This window comes from Burkholderia aenigmatica (assembly GCF_902499175.1).
In the GTDB taxonomy this organism is placed as follows: Bacteria; Pseudomonadota; Gammaproteobacteria; order Burkholderiales; family Burkholderiaceae; genus Burkholderia; species Burkholderia aenigmatica.
On the sequence record NZ_CABVQC010000014.1, the window covers coordinates 24640 to 38688 of the forward strand.

The following is a 14049-nucleotide window of genomic DNA, read 5'->3' on the forward strand; positions in this document are numbered from 1 at the left end:
CTGTTCCACTGTTTCGACACGGTGCGCACCGTGCCGCGCCCGATGAGCCGCGCCTGGCTCATCGGCGCCGGCCCCGGCGACGCCGACCTGCTGACGCTCAAGGCCGTCCGTGCGATCGGCGCGGCGGACGTGCTGCTCGTCGACGATCTCGTGAATCCCGACGTGTTGCGCCATGCGCGTGCCGATGCGCAGATCGAGCACGTCGGCAAGCGTGGCGGCCATGCATCGACGCCGCAGGAGACGATCGTCGCCGCGATGCTCGCGCATCTGCGCGCGGGCCGCAGCGTCGCGCGGCTCAAGGGCGGCGATCCGTTCGTGTTCGGCCGCGGCGGCGAGGAACTGGCCGCACTCGGCGCGGCGGGATTCGCGGTCGAGGTCGTGAACGGCGTCACCGCGGGCATCGCCGCGCCGGCCGCGCTCGGCATTCCGGTCACGCAACGCGGCGACGCCCAGGGCGTGATCTTCGTCACGGGCCACGGCGCGGGCGCCGGCGAACCCGACTGGCGCGCGCTCGCGGCCACGCGCATGACGATCGTCATCTACATGGGCATTCGCCGCCTCGACACGATTGCAGCCGCGCTGCGTGAAGGCGGCCTGCCCGGCGATACGCCGTGCGCGGCGATCGAGAACGCGACGCGCCCCGAACAACGGCACGTGCTCGCGACGCTCGACACCCTCGTCGAACGCATCGGTGCGACTGGCATCGGCTCGCCGGCCATCGTCGTAATCGGCCGCGTCGCGGCGTTCGCCGGCGATCCCGCGGTACGTGCCGCGCTCGGCAGCGGCGCATGATGCGCGTCGCGCTCGGCGTCGGTTTCCGCGCGGGCGTGACGGCCGCGCAACTCGATACCGCGATCCGCGCGGCGCTGACCCTGTACCCGGGCGCCGAACCGGCGCTCGTTGCGACGCTCGCCGACAAGGCGCGTGCCCGCGCGCTGCGCACGCTGTGCGCGCGCCGCGGCTGGCCGCTCGTCGTGTTCGACGCGGCACGGCTCGCGCGCCGCCCGGAACTGGCCGCAAGCGGCCCGTCGGATGCCGCGCTCGCCCGCTTTGGCGTCGCGGGCGTAGCCGAGCCGTGCGCGCAGCTGGCGGCGCCGCACGGCCGGCTGCTGGGCCCCAAATCGATCCGGGACGGCGTGACGGTCGCGCTCGCCGGCCCGCTCTGAACCCTTTGTTTCGCTTTCTTTCGACAGGACCAATCCGATGAAAACCGACGCCGAATCCCATCAACGGATGACCGAACGCCGCCGTGCCGGCCATGAGAAGAAGCAGGCCGCCGCCGTCAACGAAAAGGGCCTGCTGATCGTCAATACCGGCAATGGCAAGGGCAAGAGCACGGCCGCGTTCGGCATGGCCGTGCGCGTGCTCGGCCACGGCATGCGGCTCGGCGTCGTACAGTTCATCAAGGGCGCGCTGCACACGTCCGAGCGCGACTTCCTCGGCGCGGTAGCCGAATGCGATTTCGTGACGATGGGCGATGGCTATACGTGGAACACGCAGAACCGCGACGCCGACATCGCGACCGCGCGCAAGGGCTGGGACGAGGCGCGCCGGATGATCGAGAGCGGCGACTACCGGATGGTGATCCTCGACGAACTGAACACGGTGCTGAAGTACGAATACCTGCCGCTCGACGAAGTGCTCGCGACGCTGGCCGCGCGCCCTGATTCGGTGCACGTCGTCGTGACCGGGCGGCACGCGCCCGATGCGCTGATCGACGCGGCCGACCTCGTTACCGAAATGCGGCTCGTCAAGCATCCGTACAAGGAACAAGGCGTGAAGGCGCAACGCGGCGTGGAGTTCTGAGCGTGCCGGCCTGCCCCGCGCTGTTCGTCAGCGCGCCCGCGTCGGGCCAGGGCAAGACGTCGGTGACGGCCGGCCTGGCGCGGCTGCACCGCCGGCTCGGCCGGCGCGTGCGCGTGTTCAAGACCGGGCCCGACTTTCTCGATCCGATGCTGCTCGAACGTGCGAGCGGCGCGCCCGTACATGCGCTCGACCTCGGGATGGTCGGCGAGGCCGGCTGCCGCGCGCTGCTGGCCGACGCCGCGCGCGAGGCCGACCTGATCCTGATCGAAGGCGTGATGGGGCTGTTCGACGGCACACCGAGCAGTGCCGATCTCGCGGCCGCGTTCGGCGTGCCGGTCGTCGCGGTGATTTCCGCGAAGTCGATGGCGCAGACGTTCGCGGCGATCGCATTCGGGCTCGCGCGGTTCCGGCCGGGGCTGCCGTTTCACGGCGTGCTGGCGAATCGCGTCGGCTCGGCCCGGCACGCGGAACTGCTGCAACAGGCGCTGCCCGACGACCTGCGCTGGCTCGGGCACGTGCCGGCCGATGCGGGCATCGCGCTGCCGGAGCGGCATCTCGGCCTGTACCAGCCGGCCGACATCGACGATCTCGACGCACGGCTCGATCGCGCGGCCGACGTGCTCGCGCAGACGGCGCTTGCCGAGTTGCCGCCGGCCGTCGCGTTCGCGGAACCGGACCTGGCCGCACCGCTGCCGCGCGCGCTTGCCGGCAAGCGGATCGCGGTCGCGCGCGATACAGCGTTTTCGTTCGTCTATCCGGCGAATCTCGCGTTGCTGGATACGCTCGGTGCGGAACTGCGGTGCTTCTCGCCGCTTGCCGACGAACCCGTGCCCGACGATTGCGACGCGCTGTTTTTGCCGGGCGGCTATCCGGAACTGCATGCGGCGACGCTGGCGGCGAATGTCGTGGCCGCGCAGACGATTCGCGCGCATGCGGCGGCCGGCCGGCCGATCGTCGCGGAATGCGGGGGGATGGTGTATCTGTGTGAATCGCTGACCGATGTGGACGGCGTGACGACGCCGATGCTTGGGCTGTTGCCGGGTCAGGCGACGATGCAGCGCCGGTTCGCGGCGCTCGGCATGCAGCAGATCGATACGCGCACCGGGCCGATGCGCGGACATACGTTTCATTATTCGCGGCTCGCGACGCCGCTGGAACCCATCGCGCACGCCGCGCGCCCCGACGGCGCGCCGGGCAGTGGCGAAGCCGTGTATCGCCACGGCGCGATCGTCGCGACGTACATGCACATGTACTGGCCGTCGAATCCGGATGCGGCGGCGGCGCTGTTCAGCGGGGAAGCGTGGTGACTTGCGGCGACGGAATGACGCGGCCGGGCAGGCCCGCCGTCACGGCTTCTCCCGTCCGGGCGCTTCCGATCTCGATGTCCGGATCACGATCCCGTCCGGCGAAAAATGTGCATTGAACATCGCGTCGCCCGATACGCCACCTTCAGCCCAGTGCCAGCTCCAGACTTCTTCGTGGCTCAACGCGTATTGCGAGACCGACGTCGGCTTGCCGAGCAGTTGCCGCACGTCGTCCTTCGTCATCCCCGGCACGACCTTCGCGATGTTTTCCGCGCTCAGCGCCTGCGTGATCGACATGAGCCTGCCGTCCGGCCCGAAGTCGAGCATGTACGTGCTCGTCCCGAACGGGCCGCGCGGATACTCGTACCGCTGCGAGCCGTCTTCGTTCTGCCTGACCATCTCGGGCTTGCCCGCGGCGCGGAGCACGTCGTCGACCGTCGACACGCCCCGCTGCAGACTGCCGAACGCCACGTTGTCCGGCTTGATCGCGTTGACCGCATCGGCCATCTTCTGATCGTCGCATCCGGTCAGGAGGAAGCCGAACGCGCAGGCCGTCAGCGCGATGAGGATAGGTTTTCGCATGTCGTAGGGGCGGTATCGATTGAGCAGGGCCGGCGCCCATGGCCAAGAGGCAGTGCGAGCCCGGGTGTGAGCGGTCGAGCGACGCGTGCCCGGCCGTGCAGGCCGGAAAACACCGTTCGTTCAGCGAGCGGCGCAGCCGAATTCTCGTTGCTGCCGGCGCCCGGCACGGATCGCGCCGTGCGGGCCGTCCGCGTGTGCCGACGACCGGTCCGACGCGAAACGGAGCGTAGCACGCGGCCTTGCAACGCCATGTCAAGGACCGTCAAATCCTGATCCCGCCGGGGCGATGCGATGCCGATGGACCATGCGGGCGCCGCGCGCGGGCCGCAACCGTCACACCAGAAACGCCTCCGCCAGCTTCACCCAGTACGACGCGCCGGTGGGCAACGCCGCATCGTTGAAGTCGTAGCCCGGGTTGTGCACCATGCAGCCACCCTCCCCGTCGCCGTTGCCGATGATCAGGTAGCAGCCGGGCCGCTTCTCGAGCAGGAACGCAAAATCCTCGCTGCCGGTGAGCGGCACCATCCCGTCGATCAGGTTCGCGTCGCCCACCCATTCGCGTGCGACGTTGCGCGCGAAGGCCGTCATCTCCGCATCGTTGACGAGCACCGGGTAGCGGCGCTGGTAGTCGATCGTCGCGGTCGCGCCGAACACGGCCGCCTGCGCATGCACGACTTCCTTGATACGCGTCTCGAGCAGGTCACGCACCTCCGGCTTCAGCGCGCGCACCGACAGGCGCATCTGCGCACGATCGGGAATCACGTTCGGCGCCTCGCCCGCGTGGATCGCGCCGACCGTGACGATCGCCATGTCGAGCGGCGACACGTTGCGCGACACGATCGTCTGCAGCGCGATGACGATCTGCGCACAGACGACCACCGAGTCGACGGCCTTGTGCGGCACCGCGCCGTGGCCGCCACGGCCCTGTACGTCGACGATCACCGTATCCGACGACGCCATGAACGGCCCCGGCAGGAAACCGAACTTGCCCGTCGGGAACCCGGGCATGTTGTGCATCGCGAAGATCGCGTCGCACGGGAACTGCTCGAACAGCCCTTCGTCGAGCATCTTCTTCGCGCCGCCGAGCCCTTCCTCCGCCGGCTGGAAAATCAGGTTCAGCGTGCCCGAGAAGCAGCGCTCGCGCGCGAGATGCTTCGCGGCCGCGAGCAGCATCGCCGTGTGGCCGTCGTGGCCGCACGCGTGCATCTTGCCGGCGATCTTGCTCTCGTACGGCAGGCCCGTCGACTCGTGGATCGGCAGCGCGTCCATGTCGGCGCGCAGGCCGAGGCGCTGCGTGCCGTTGCCGACCTTCAACTGCCCGACGACGCCCGTCCCGCCGAGCCCGCGATGCACCGTGTAGCCCCACGACTGCAGTTGCGCCGCGACGAGGTCGCTCGTCGCGAATTCCTCGAAACCGAGCTCGGGGTGGGCATGGATGCGGTGCCGGATCTCGATCATTTCGTCGGCGAGGCCTGCGGGAATCACGCTGTGCGTCACGGTGTCGTCTCCTGTCCTTTGGGGAATATGCAGGCAAGGATAGTCAGTTCGATGGCAACCCGGAAGACCGAGAGTCGTCGTGGTAGCAACCGATGGTTGCCATAGGGGAATGCGATGCGCGACGAGCGCAAGCCCGGCCATCCGGACGACTGCCGCATGAGATCCGAGCGCGCGAAACTGTACGCCACCCGCCCATTTCCTGCGTATGAGAGCCCGATGACTATCGCCTGACACCCTGAAATAGCCCATACATATCAAAGGCTTGTGAATTATTGTTCACTTTTTGACGTTCGTACATTTTTTGTGTACGCTGACAAAAAAGTGAACATGCGATTCCCTTCGATGCCCGCGAACCCTTCCCTCTCCCTGCCGGAACAGCACGTGCTCGACGAAGCCTGCGCCGCGTTCGAACGCGCGACCCGGCGCTTTCGCGCGCGGCCCGTGCGCGTGCCGGCCGCCTACAAGGCACGCGCCGACGCCATGATCCGCTTCGACGTTGCGGGGCAGGTATTCGAGATGCCGGTCGCGGTGCGCCTGCACGTCGAATCGCTGGCGGGCACGCTCGCGGCATTGCGCCGCGGCGGCGGCAACGCAGCGCCCGGCGAGCGCCCGTTGATGCTGGTCGCGCCGCATCTGTCGGCCGAACTGGCCGCCGGCCTGATCGACCAGGGCATCCCGTTTCTCGATACCGCCGGCAACGCATGCCTGATTCAGCCGGAGGCAACCGTGATGATCGCGGGCCGGCCGAAGCCCGCACGGGCACCGCGCCGGCAGTCGTCGCGCGCGACGACGCCGAAGGGGCTGGCCGTGATGTTCGCGCTCGCGACGCAGCCCGGCCTCGTCGCGCAACCGTATCGGGCGATCGCGGCCGCGTCGGATGTCGCGCTCGGCACGGTCAATCTGGCGATGGACGATCTGATCGCGCGCGGCCTCGTCGGGCAGCGCCGCAACGGCGAGCGCCTGCTTCCCGACTGGCCTCGCTTCGTGCAGGAATGGGTCGCGCTGTACCCGAGCCGCTTGCGCGCGAAGCTGCCGAGCCGCCGGTTTGCCAGCCTCGCGCCCGACTGGTGGCGCGGTTTCGATTTCGCGGCATTCGATGCGCGGCTCGGCGGCGAGCCGGCGGCCGACCTGCTGACGCACGACCTGAAGCCGGCCACGATCACCGTCTATACGCACGGCACCGCGTCGAACCGGCTGCTGCTCCAGGGACGCCTGCGTCCGGACGAGCGCGGCGAGGTCGAACTCGTCGAAGCGTTCTGGCCGCCGTCTGCCGCGCTCGACTGGCGCGAGCAGGAAGGACCGGTCGTGCCGCCGCTGTTGATCTACGCGGATCTCGTCTCGTCCGGCGACAGCCGCAATCTCGCCATCGCGGATCGCATCCATGACCGATATCTCGCCCACCCGCCCGCTTGAAGTCGACGCACGCCGGCCGCTGGAGCCTGCGGCGGTCGCGTTGCTGCAGGCCGTTAGCTCGGCCTGCGCAAACCTCGACGCGGCGTTCGTGGTCGCCGGCGCTACCGCGCGCGACATCCTGATGTGGCACGTGCACGGCATCCGGCCGGTGCGTGCAACGCGCGACGTCGACGTTGCCGTGTGCGCGGTGAGCTGGCCATTTCACGCGCAACTCGTCGAGGCACTCGTCGCCACCGGGCAATTCACGCGCGCATCGAAACAGCAGCAGAAACTGCTGTTCGACAGCGGCGCGCACGGTTTTCGCACGGAGCTGGACCTCGTGCCGTTCGGGCCGCTCGAAACGCCGCCGGGCGAGATTGCGTGGCCGCCCGGCGGTGAATTCGTGCTGAACGTACTCGGGTTCCAGGAAGCGGTGGACACCGCACAGCCGGTGTCGATCGACGCGCATACCCTGGTGCCGGTGGCCAGCCTGCCGGCGCTGACGCTGCTGAAGCTGCTCGCGTGGAAGGACCGGCGTGCGCGCCAGAACAGTGACGCGTACGACCTGCTGTTCCTGCTGCGGAATTTCCACGACGCCGGCAATCGCGAACGTATCTGGGATGATGCGCCGGACCTGCTCGAGACCCATGCGTTCCAGCCGGGACTCGCCGCGGCCGCGCTGCTCGCGCGCGAGGCGCAGCAAATTGCTTCGCCGCCAACGCGCGACGCGATCCGCGCGCTGTTGTCGGACGCAGCGACCTATGCCGCGCTCGGCCAGGATCTGCTGGCACGCGCTTTCGCACTGTTGCCCGGTGAATTCAGCGACGACGTCGACCGGTATCTCGATGCGTTCCGTACCGCCTTTCTCGTCGATCAACCCGCGCCACGCACGTGACGCGTCGCTGCGGAACAGCAGCGTGCGCGTACGGATACGAAGCTGCGCTCAGGCCGCCCAGTCTTCGAGCGCCAACCCGGCGACACGGCCGAACTCGCGGCTGTTGTGCGTGACGAGCACCGCACCGGCCGCGATCGCATGCCCGGCGATCGACGCGTCGTTCGCGCCGATCGGCGTGCCGCGCGCGGCAAGATCGGCACGAATCGCGGCCGTTGCATCGACGGCCGCGGTATCCCACGACAGCACGCCATCCAGCCGCGAAACAAAGGCTGTCACGAGTTCCGCATGCTTCGGTGACGCCTTCCTGCCAACCGCGCCGAACCGCATTTCGGCGTACGTAATCGCCGAGACGACGATCCGGTGTTGCGCATTGACGCACGATTGCAGCCGCGACAGCACCACGGGAGGCCGCTCGCGCATGATGAACGAGCAGATGTTCGTATCGAGCATGTAGAGCGTGGTCACTGGCCGGACTCCGTCGGCGCGGCGCCACCACCGGACAGGTCGAAGCGGCCGGACTCGATGACGGCCGGACGTTCGGCGAGGAAGTCGGCGTCGGCCAGCGGTTCGCTCGCGAACGAGAGCCACGTGGGCCGCACCGGCCGCAGCAACAGTGTGTCGCCCTCGCGGCGGATCTCGAGTTCCGTCACCCCCTCGAACTCCATGTCCTTCGGGATGCGGATCGCCTGATTACGGGCGTTCTTGAAAATGGAAACGGTGCGCATGAGCCACTCCATGGGAGATCGATGCGTCCATTCTAGGCATATGTCGGCATATGTCAATTTGACGGGGTGCGAATCGGACGTCGCGCCCCACGCTGTCGAGGGTGTCGGGTTCATGTTGCCGGCCTGTCGTGGATGAGAAGAGCGATCCATTCTTCATGACGCAGGCCGGGCGGTCCATATCCCGGACGGCCGATGCACGCGCATCGCAAGGCCGCACGCAACGTCGCACCGACGCTGCGCGCCCGCACCGTCACGGCAACCGGAAAGTGTCGAAGAATGTATCGCGCTCGATCACGGTGAGCGCCGCGCGCTTGTGCGGGAAATCGAATTCCTTCAGCGTGTAGAACCCGAGCCGGTGCATGTACGCGATGTGCCGCACGTGATCGACGCGCGGCTCGCCGACGAGCCGCTGCGTGCGCGGTTCGTCGACGAACATGTAGTGCAGCACCCCGCTCCACCATGCATGCAGCTTGCCGGCGCTCTGGAAGCGCGAGTCGCCGATCAGCAGGTGCAGCCCGCGGTCGTAGTCGTGCGCCTCGTAGAACGGCGCGAGACGGTCCTCCTTCGCCCAGTAGAACTCGAAATAGCCGAACGGCGTGTCGTCGAAATAGCCGATCATCGGGTGCATGTGCGGATCGGCGAGCCGCTCCGCGAGATACGCCGCGTGCTCGTCGCGCGTGCCGCGCTGGTCCCAGAAGTGCGCGACGCGATCGAGGTTCATCCAGTCGCTGAACAATTGCGCATGTTCGTCGATGTCGACGGTGCGCAGGCTGAACGTCATCCCGACCTGCGGCATGTCGCGCGCATAGATCTCGCCGGCCGGCGACGGCGGCCGCACCGGGTGCCGGTGGCCGTTCGTGATCGTGTAACGCAGCGGCATCCCGCCCGACGCAGGCGCCTTCAGCCACGGCCGCGGGTTCTGCCAGAACGTCGCGCGCGACACGGTGAGGCGCAGCGTGTCGCCGGCAACCTGTGCACCGTCGATCACACCCTCGCGCACCGCGCGTGCGACGTACGACGCAACGGCCGCCGCATCGGCGCCGCCGAGCGGCACCGTGACCGTCGCCGCGTCGTAGCGCGTGTCGGTGTTGAACAGCGCGACGAACGCCGCGAGCAATCCGTCCGGCGCATCGTCGGGCCGCCACGCGTCGAGCGTGTGCTCGGCGACTGCCCTCGCCGGCCCGTGTGCGGCGCCGTCGAGCGCGGCGGCCACGTCCCCTTCGACGGCGTCGGCCGTGCCGGCCGGTTTCGTCAGCGTGTCTTCCATCACAGTGCTCCCGCGTCGTGGCGGTCGGCGAGGACGTGCAGCCCCCGCTCGAGCGCCGGAAACAGGCTGCGCTGGAAGTTGTTCCAGCGCAGTTCGAGAATCGTGTCGTCCGGCGCGATCGACGTGTCGAGCACGTCGCAGATCACCTCGCCGGAATCGATACCGTTGTCGACGTAGTGGAACGACGCGCCCGTCATCATCACGGGCTCGACGGTCGACGTCGCGCCGCTCGCCCAGTCGACCCGTTCGCCGCGCGCGCCGTGCAGCGCGTCGAGCGTCGCCCATGCGCCGCGCCGCTGGTACGGCGAACCGTCGGCGGTGATGCCCGGATGAATGTTGGCGATGCGCCGGTGAAAGCGCGCGCCGGGCCGCACGAGTTCGTCGAGGATCACGAGCAGCCCGTCGAGCACGACGACGTCGGCTTCGAGTTCGAGCAGGCGTTCGAGCAGGCGGCGCTCGAACGCCTGCTTGGCCGCAGCGCGCTCGCGCGCGTCGCGCGGCAGCCGCCGGTACGTCGACGGAATCGAGCAGAACAGTTCGTCGACCGGCCGGCCCTGCACCGCCAACCCTTCCGGCAGGATCCACGGGCGGCCCGGCGTGCGGGCGAAGCCGTAGTCGGCGACTTTCGCGCGGTCGGCCGGCGACCCGTCGTCGTCGTCGACGATCACGCCCTTCAGCGTGTAGCGCTCGCCGAGTGGCGAGTCGTTCAGGCGTTCGACGAGAAATTCGAGCGGTGCCTTCATGTAGCGCGTGCCGCCCTGATAGGCGACCGGCTGCCCGGCACGATCGGCCGCGCCGTTGCGCAGCGACTGGATGTAGACGAGATTTTTCTTCGGCATGGATGCGTCGTGGAAAAGCGGACGAAGGCGCCGCAGCCGGCCCGCGCCAGCCATGAAGGCCGGCCGGCGGGCCGCGGCGCGCATCGTCACCAGTTGTATTTCGCGGTCGCGATCACCGTGCGGTCGGTACCGAAAATGCAGACGTTCATCGACTGGCAACCGCTGACGTAATGGCGGTTGAAGAGGTTCGTCCCGTTCACGGCGAAGCGCCAGTTACGCGTGTCGTAGTGCAGGCCCGCGTCGAACAGCGTGACGCTCGATACCGTCAGCGAGTTGTCGGCCGCACCGGCCGAGGCGCTCTGGTAGCGAATGCCGCCGCCGAGGCCGAAGCCCTCGAGCGGCCCCGTATGCCACGTCCAGTCGGTCCACAGCGACGCGATCTGGCGCGGACGCGGCACGTCGACCGGCCAGTTGTTCAGCGACACGTCGTTGGCCTTCACGTTCTTCACGTCCTGATACACGTACGACGCGATCACCGACAGGTTGCGCGTGACCTTGCCGGTCGCGCTCAGCTCGATCCCGCGCGAACGCACTTCGCCGGTCTGCACCGACTTCGTGATATCGGTCGGCGCCGGCGTGAGCACGTTGGTCTGGTTGATCTGGTAGATCGCCGCGTTCAGCATCAGGTTCTTGCCAGGCGGCTGCCAGCGCAGCCCGGCCTCGATCTGCTTGCCGCGCGTCGGCTGCGCCAGCCCGCCGCCGAGCATGCTCACGCCGATCATCGGATTGAACGACGTCGCGTAGCTGATGTACGGCGACAGCCCGTAATCGCCCTGATACGTCAGACCCACGCGGCCGGTGAACGCGGTGACGTCGGCCTTCGACTGCGTGCCGCTGGCGCGGTCGTCCATCCGCATGTTGACCCAGTCCTCGCGGCCGCCAAGCGTCAGCGTCCAGCGGTTCCACTTGACCTGGTCCTGCGCGTACAGGCCGAACGTGTTCATCGTCGTGTACGTGTTGGTACGGGACGTCGCGTCGGGATCCGCGAACACGCCCATCGTGACCGGCAGGTAGACCGGGTTGTACAGGTTCAGCGGCGGCGCCGCGGCCAGCCATTCGCTGTCGGTCGCCGTCTGCCGGTTGTACTGGAACCCGAGCAGCAGCGTGTGCTCGAGCGGGCCGGTGCCGAAGCGCGCCTGCGCGTTGTTGTCGATGTCGAAACGACTGTAGTTCATCTGGAACAGGCCGGCCCAGCGCGACACGTCGGTCGTGCTGCCGTCGACGAAGCCGTTCCCGAACACCGACGCGTTGTCGAGCGACAGGTGCATCCAGCGTACGTTCTGGCGCAGCGTCCACATCGAATTCAGATTGTGCTCGAACTGATAGCCGAGCGACCACTGCTTCTTGCGGTAATAGTTGAAGTTCCCGTCGCCTTCGTAGATATCCTTATTGATCTGCCCGTTCGGGTTCGGCAGCACCGTGCCCTGCGCGGGCAGGAAGTTCGACGAGATGTCGCCCCAGTCCTGCAGGTAGGTCGCGGAAACCGTCAGCGACGTATCCGCGTTCGGGCGCCAGCGGAACGACGGCGCGAGCGCAATGCGCTGGTCGTTGTTCGGGCCGGTCACCGCGTTGCCGTCGCGCGCGACGCCGACGAACCGGTACGCGTACTTGCCGTCCGGGTCGAGCTTGTCGCCGACGTCGATCATGAACTGCTTGCGCGCATAGTTGCCGATCTGCACACCGGCCTCGCGCACGCGCTCGCCGTCGGCGAGCTTGGTCTGCACGTCGATGATCGCGCCGGGATCGCCCGCGCCGTACAGCACCGAGGTCGGTCCGCGCAGCACGCTGATGCTGTCGATCATGTACGGATCGACGCGCCAGCTCGCCAGGTTCAGCGTGTTCGGCACCTGCAGCCCGTTCACATACGCGGTCGGCGTGAAGCCGCGCAGCGCCGCGTACCAGTCCGAACGGTTATCCGAGCCGTACGACGAGAAACCCGGCACGTAGCGTAGCGCCGCGTTCACGTCGGTCGCGCCCGTCATCTCGATCTGCTGCGCGGTGACGATGTTGATCGTCTGCGGAATCTCGTTGATCGGCGTATCGGTTTTGGTGCCGGTCCGGCTGCGCTTCGCGACGAGCCCGACCGTCCCGTCCCCTGCCGAGGCCGCGTTGACGTTGATCGTCGGCAGCGTGCCGGCCGCCGCACTGGCCGCCCCACCGTTCTGCGCACTGCTGGCCGACGCCGCGGCGCCCGCGTTCACGGCCGGCGCCGTCTGGGCATACGCGTGCCCTGCCGCCGCACCGAACGCCACGCTCGCCGCGGCTGCGATCGCACGCAAACGCGTGCCTGTTGCCCACTCCATCTTTCTCTGCTCCAGTTTTTTCATGCGGTCTCCGACCGCGCCTTTGTCAAAGAGCGAAAGCCATCCGGCTTGCGCTCACCCCGTTGTCCTGTCGTTTGTCATGCGGTGCCCGGGCCGCGCCTTCGTCATGGGCGGGTGCGGTTCCGTGTTCGAGCGATGCGCAGATTTCGTCCGCGCGGCGCGCCAGTACCGACAGCAGCGTGTCGGACAGGCCGTGGCTGTCTTCGCAGCAGCCTTGCAGGTAGATGCGCGGCGCGAAGTGCTCGGGCGTCGCGAGCAGGTAGTCGCGCGCGACGTCGCCGCGCACCAGCGCATCGCCCAGGTGCGGCGCGAGCCCTTCGAGCAGCGCGGAATGCGTGTCGCGGCGGTAGCCCGTTGCCAGCACGAGCGCGTCGAAGCGCTCGACGCGCGTGGCGCCGCTCATCCGGTCGCGCAGCGTCAGCTCGATGCGGCCGTCGGCGCCGCGCACCGCAGCCTCGATCGCGCGGTTCGCGAGCAGTGCATGACGCGGCGTCCCGTCGATGCGCTGCAGGTACAGCATTTCGTAGATCTGTTCGATCAGCGGGCGGTCGACCACCGCGTAGTTCGTGTCGCGATAGCGCTCGAGCAGCGCACGGCGCGCGTCGTGCGGCTGCGCATAGACGACATCGGTGAACTCGGGGCTGAAGATCTCGTTGACGAACGGGCTGTCGTCCGCGGGCTTCAGTGCGCCTGCGCGCATCACGAGGCTCGCGTCGACATGCGGGAAGCGGCGCGCGAGATCGATGAACACCTCGGCTGCGCTCTGCCCCGCGCCGATCACCGCGACGCGGCGGCGCTCGCCGTCCGGCGATGCGACGAGCCGGTCGATGTCGGTCAGGTACGACGACGAGTGGATCACGCGGTCGCGGCCGAGCGTGGCGAACGCGTCCGGAATCGCCGGCGTGCCGCCGACGCCGACCGACAGCGCGCGCGTGACGCGCTGGCGCTCGTGGCCCGCGGCGTCGCGCGACAGCACCCGCAGCGCATCGATCTTCGCGCCATCGCCACGCACGGGCTCGATCGCGAGGACGGTCTCGCTGTAATGGACGCGATCGTCGAACGCCTCGGCCACCCAGCTCAGGTAGTCGTGGAACTCGACGCGGGTCGGATAGAAGTTCTTCAGGTTGACGAATTCGTTCAGCCGGCCGCGTTCGAACAGGTAGTTGATGAACGTGTAGGGGCTTTTCGGATCGCGCATCGTGACGAGATCCTTCAGAAACGAGATCTGCATCCGGCAGTCGTCGAGCAGCATCCCGCGATGCCAGCCGAATTCAGGCTGGCGCTCGACGAAGCAATGGGCAAACGTCCGCGCGCCGCTGCGCTCCGCGAGGCGCACGGCCAGCGCCAGATTCGACGGCCCGAAGCCGACGCCGATCAGGTCGAATACGGTTTCTCTCTGCATGTCTCAGCTCCCTTGT

The 14049-nt window shown here is 68.3% G+C and carries 14 protein-coding genes; 6 read left to right on the plus strand and 8 right to left on the minus strand.

Going from position 1 to position 14049, the window contains the following annotated elements:
• Positions 1–42 precede the first annotated feature (42 nt).
• The 4 genes from cobA to BDO18943_RS12475 are packed head-to-tail and all read left to right on the plus strand — an operon-like array spanning position 43 to position 3113.
• Positions 43–792, plus strand: a complete 750-nt coding sequence (gene cobA / locus BDO18943_RS12460) for a uroporphyrinogen-III C-methyltransferase (protein WP_175022519.1) — start codon at positions 43–45, stop codon at positions 790–792.
• Positions 789–1166 (plus strand): cobalamin biosynthesis protein, encoded by a 378-nt coding sequence (locus tag BDO18943_RS12465; RefSeq protein ID WP_175022520.1) that lies wholly within the window; start codon positions 789–791, stop codon positions 1164–1166. The genes cobA and BDO18943_RS12465 overlap by 4 nt, the downstream gene beginning before the upstream one ends.
• 37 nt (positions 1167–1203) lie before the next feature.
• Positions 1204–1806, plus strand: coding sequence for a cob(I)yrinic acid a,c-diamide adenosyltransferase (gene cobO, locus BDO18943_RS12470; RefSeq protein ID WP_021160089.1), 603 nt, complete (start codon positions 1204–1206; stop codon positions 1804–1806).
• Between the two features lie 2 nt (positions 1807–1808).
• Positions 1809–3113 (plus strand): cobyrinate a,c-diamide synthase, encoded by a 1305-nt coding sequence (locus BDO18943_RS12475; protein WP_175022521.1) that lies wholly within the window; start codon positions 1809–1811, stop codon positions 3111–3113.
• Positions 3114–3152: 39 nt separating this feature from the next.
• Here BDO18943_RS12475 and bamE read toward each other — a convergent pair whose 3' ends face one another.
• Positions 3153–3692, minus strand: a complete 540-nt coding sequence (gene bamE / locus BDO18943_RS12480; protein ID WP_175022522.1) for an outer membrane protein assembly factor BamE domain-containing protein — start codon at positions 3690–3692, stop codon at positions 3153–3155.
• 333 nt (positions 3693–4025) lie between these two features.
• Positions 4026–5189, minus strand: coding sequence for a M20 aminoacylase family protein (locus BDO18943_RS12485; RefSeq protein ID WP_175022523.1), 1164 nt, complete (start codon positions 5187–5189; stop codon positions 4026–4028).
• A 342-nt stretch (positions 5190–5531) separates the two neighbouring features.
• Here BDO18943_RS12485 and BDO18943_RS12490 point away from each other — a divergent pair, with 342 nt between their 5' ends.
• Both BDO18943_RS12490 and BDO18943_RS12495 read left to right on the plus strand, forming a co-directional pair.
• Positions 5532–6602 (plus strand): type IV toxin-antitoxin system AbiEi family antitoxin, encoded by a 1071-nt coding sequence (locus BDO18943_RS12490; protein ID WP_175022588.1) that lies wholly within the window; start codon positions 5532–5534, stop codon positions 6600–6602.
• Positions 6571–7476 carry a nucleotidyl transferase AbiEii/AbiGii toxin family protein gene (locus tag BDO18943_RS12495; protein ID WP_175022524.1) on the plus strand — a complete coding sequence of 302 codons (906 nt, stop codon included), beginning with the start codon at positions 6571–6573 and terminating at the stop codon, positions 7474–7476. The genes BDO18943_RS12490 and BDO18943_RS12495 overlap by 32 nt, the downstream gene beginning before the upstream one ends.
• A 48-nt stretch (positions 7477–7524) precedes the next feature.
• On the opposite strand, the gene BDO18943_RS12500 is transcribed toward BDO18943_RS12495, so the two are convergent.
• From BDO18943_RS12500 to BDO18943_RS12525, 6 genes are all read right to left on the minus strand, one after another.
• On the minus strand, positions 7525–7941 hold the full coding sequence (locus BDO18943_RS12500; RefSeq protein ID WP_175022525.1) for a PIN domain-containing protein: 417 nt from the start codon (positions 7939–7941) through the stop codon (positions 7525–7527).
• On the minus strand, positions 7938–8201 hold the full coding sequence (gene vapB, locus BDO18943_RS12505; protein WP_059526164.1) for a type II toxin-antitoxin system VapB family antitoxin: 264 nt from the start codon (positions 8199–8201) through the stop codon (positions 7938–7940). Before vapB ends, BDO18943_RS12500 begins: the two co-directional genes overlap by 4 nt.
• 250 nt (positions 8202–8451) lie before the next feature.
• The gene (locus BDO18943_RS12510) at positions 8452–9468 is read right to left on the minus strand and encodes a GNAT family N-acetyltransferase (RefSeq protein ID WP_043182798.1); all 1017 of its coding nucleotides are present in this window, start codon (positions 9466–9468) and stop codon (positions 8452–8454) included.
• Positions 9468–10307, minus strand: a complete 840-nt coding sequence (locus BDO18943_RS12515; protein WP_175022526.1) for a formyltransferase family protein — start codon at positions 10305–10307, stop codon at positions 9468–9470. The genes BDO18943_RS12510 and BDO18943_RS12515 overlap by 1 nt, the downstream gene beginning before the upstream one ends.
• 86 nt (positions 10308–10393) lie before the next feature.
• Entirely contained in the window at positions 10394–12610 is a 2217-nt protein-coding gene (locus BDO18943_RS12520) for a TonB-dependent siderophore receptor (protein ID WP_456151297.1), read from the minus strand.
• A 46-nt stretch (positions 12611–12656) separates the two neighbouring features.
• Entirely contained in the window at positions 12657–14033 is a 1377-nt protein-coding gene (locus BDO18943_RS12525; protein WP_175022528.1) for a lysine N(6)-hydroxylase/L-ornithine N(5)-oxygenase family protein, read from the minus strand.
• Positions 14034–14049: the final 16 nt, after the last annotated feature.